Genomic DNA, 2,780 nt, shown 5'->3' on the forward strand with positions numbered 1-2,780 from the left:
GTCCAGGAGGAGCCACAGGGGGCGCTTGGTGTCCTCGGGGGGCGGGTGGCCCGCCTGCCGGGCGCGGTTGACGGCGATCAGCCGTCGCTCGGTCTCGGTGGTGGCCCACTCCAGGCTCGCCAGCGCCCCGGCAAGGGCGCACTCGACCGCCAGGACCCCGTCCCGGCCGGTCAGGCAGGCGTAGTCGCCGGTGCCGCCGCCGTCGACGATGACGATGTCGCCGAACTGCAGGGCCTGCAGGGCGATGCAGCGCAGCAGAGTCGACGTGCCGCTGCCCGGCTGCCCGACGGCCAGCAGGTGCGGTTCGGTGGAGCGGATGCCCGTGCGCCACACCACGGGCGGCACGTCGCGCGCTTGCGCACCGTGGCCGAGCGGGAGCGTGCGCTGGACCTCGGTGGGGTCGGTGAAACCGAGGACCGTCTCGCCGGGTGCCGTCACGAAGCGCTGGGCGGCGATGTCGGTGGGCAGGGGCGCGAGGACCGTGACGGTGAGCTGGTTGCCCTCCTCGTCCCACGCGAAGCGGTACTCGCGGCCGCGGCCCGACTTCGCCGAGAGCAGGTGCTCGATCCGGGCGCGCGCCTCGGCCTCGCCGTCCGGGAAGTACGCGGGGTAGCGGATCGCGAGGTGCGTGATGCGGCCGGTGGCGTCGAACTCGTACTCCGGGAAGGCCTTCTCCCATTCGCCGCCGTGCGCGTACAGGGGCGCCGGGTCCTCGGCGGTCGAGAAGTACGGGACCATCGCCTCGTACAGCGACTGCAGGCGCTGGATCTGGGACTCGTCGGGTCCCCCGGGGGTCTGTGCGGTGCGGTTGCGGCCCTGCCAGGCTGCCGCCGCCATCAGGGCGATGACGGCGAGCAGCGGGCCGTACGGGACGAGCGCCACGGCCAGGAACACCGAGGCCATCAGGAACAGCACCGGGCCGCGCCGGTCCTTGGGGGTGTCGGCCCACTTGCGCCGCCCGGCCGATGCCAGTCGGCGCAGACCGCGGGTGATCGTGATCAGGGGGTGGAGGACGTCGGTGGCGCTGTCGGCCGCCGTCCGGGCCAGCTCCCGGCTCCGGGCGAGCTGTGCGCTGCCGCTGCTCAGAATGCGGGGGAGGGGGCGCCGGGCCACAGGTGTCTCCTGGAGGTGCGTACGTGCGGGATGGTGTGTCCGGGCGGTGCGGGCGACGTCAGAACTTGAGGCCGCCCAGCAGACTCGCCAGGCTCTCGCCGCCCGCCTTGATGCTCGGAGCGACGGCCGTGCTCGCCAGGTAGAAGCCGAACAGGACCGCGATCAGTGCATGGGACGCCTTGAGTCCGTCCTTGCGGCAGAAGATGAAGACGACGACGCCGAGCAGGACGACGCCTGAGATGGACAGAATCATGAGGTCTCCTGGTGTCGAGGGGGACAGTCACCATGAGTACTTCCAGGATCACAGAATGTATCCATACGATAAAAGGTGCAACTGGGTGAAATCTGGCGGATTTCGCCCATGTGGCGGATTCGGCTCGGCGTGGCCCGGTGGCGGGCTTGCGCCCGACGGGTGCATTGGTGATCTTTGCCTCGGTTGCGGCCGGTCATGTTCCTGTGCAGCCAGTACGCTGGCGATTCACTCGTACGGCCGTACCGCTCGCGGCCGTACGCTTGTTCCCAGGGTCCTCGACGTGCGTAATGAGAGGCGGTCCGGCCGATGACTGAAGCCCCCGACCCCGAGGTCGTGGAGCTCGCGACCAAGATCTTCGATCTGGCCAGGCAGGGACAGACCGAGGCGCTCGTGGCCTATGTCGACGCGGGCGTTCCGGCCAACCTCACCAACGACCGGGGTGACTCCCTCGTGATGCTCGCCGCGTATCACGGGCACGCCGGGACCGTGCGGGCGCTGCTCGACCGCGGCGCCGAGGCCGACCGGGTCAACGACCGAGGCCAGACCCCGCTCGCAGGGGCGGTCTTCAAGGGCGAGGAAGAAGTGATCAAGGCCCTGCTGGACGGCGGCGCCGACCCGGCAGCCGGCACCCCGTCGGCCGTCGACACCGCCCGGATGTTCGGCAGGACGGAACTGCTGGAACTGTTCGGCGCCCACTGAGACCATCGCCCTGACCAGCGAAAAGAGCCGTCCTGATCAGGCAGGACACGGAAAACGGGGGAGGCGGTACCGGGTCGCCGGAAATTTCGGTCGCGGCATCGAGAACAGCCGGGTCATCATGACGTCGTGATTCACGGACGCGATGGCTGGGCAGGTGTTGCCGCACCGCGCGGGCCGTGATCGGTCCGCATGGGCCACAGACGAGAGGCAGAGGAAGATGGTCTACAGCAAGCAAGAGACGGCGGGCGCCCCGACGTGTTGTCACGCGGCCAGGTAGAGCACGTTTCCCGGTTGCGTCGACGCTTGATGTGAGGCTGTTTCCCATGTTCGATCCGGTCATAGCGCCCAGCGGTACGCTGCTCGGCCTGCTCCAGCGGGGCCGCGGCGACGGCACACTGCACGCGCTCACCGCCCCCCGGGCCGAGGCGCTCGCGGCCCTCAACCACTGTGTGCTGCGCGACCCCCGCCACGACTGGCAGGTGGAGAACCGCTCCCTGTACTACGCCCGCCTCTACCTCGACCTGGGCGGCGACCTGGACGCGATCGAGGCGCATCTTTTCGACCCCGAGGACATCGTCGACACCGACGAGTCACGAACCGGGCTCGCCCTCGCCGTCCTCGGCCACCTCGCCTCCTACGGCAGGCGCGACGCGCTGGAACTGCTGCGCCGCTACGCCGCCCACGGCTCCAACTGGGCCTGGGCCCTGGACGAACT

Annotated in this window: 3 protein-coding genes and 1 pseudogene; 2 read left to right on the forward strand and 2 right to left on the reverse strand. The window is 70.0% G+C overall.

Annotated elements, in window-relative coordinates; translation table 11 throughout:
* The coding region (locus ACTWQJ_RS49795) for a hypothetical protein (protein WP_443312957.1) at window positions 1–1,113 on the reverse strand (1,113 nt) is incomplete at its 3' end.
* Between the two features lie 58 nt (window positions 1,114–1,171).
* Complete coding sequence (locus ACTWQJ_RS49800; protein WP_409473283.1) at window positions 1,172–1,366, reverse strand: hypothetical protein; 195 nt, start codon at window positions 1,364–1,366, stop codon at window positions 1,172–1,174.
* Window positions 1,367–1,672: 306 nt separating this feature from the next.
* Between ACTWQJ_RS49800 and ACTWQJ_RS49805 the strand changes: the two genes are divergently transcribed.
* Together ACTWQJ_RS49805 and ACTWQJ_RS49810 are read left to right on the forward strand one after the other, a co-directional pair.
* On the forward strand, window positions 1,673–2,065 hold the full coding sequence (locus tag ACTWQJ_RS49805; protein ID WP_443312958.1) for an ankyrin repeat domain-containing protein: 393 nt from the start codon (window positions 1,673–1,675) through the stop codon (window positions 2,063–2,065).
* A 323-nt stretch (window positions 2,066–2,388) separates the two neighbouring features.
* A pseudogene (locus ACTWQJ_RS49810) lies at window positions 2,389–2,780 on the forward strand (HEAT repeat domain-containing protein); the annotation flags it as partial.

Origin of the sequence: Streptomyces sp. KR55 (genome assembly GCF_052245645.1) — a bacterium.
Classification (GTDB): Bacteria; Actinomycetota; Actinomycetes; order Streptomycetales; family Streptomycetaceae; genus Streptomyces; species Streptomyces flavusporus.

What these genes read in the sequence shown, in the direction of transcription:
- ACTWQJ_RS49800 (WP_409473283.1), bottom strand. Translation starts at nt 1,366, where the DNA reads ATGATTCTGTCCATCTCAGGCGTCGTCCTGCTCGGCGTCGTCGTCTTC.
- ACTWQJ_RS49805 (WP_443312958.1), top strand. Translation starts at nt 1,673, where the DNA reads ATGACTGAAGCCCCCGACCCCGAGGTCGTGGAGCTCGCGACCAAGATC.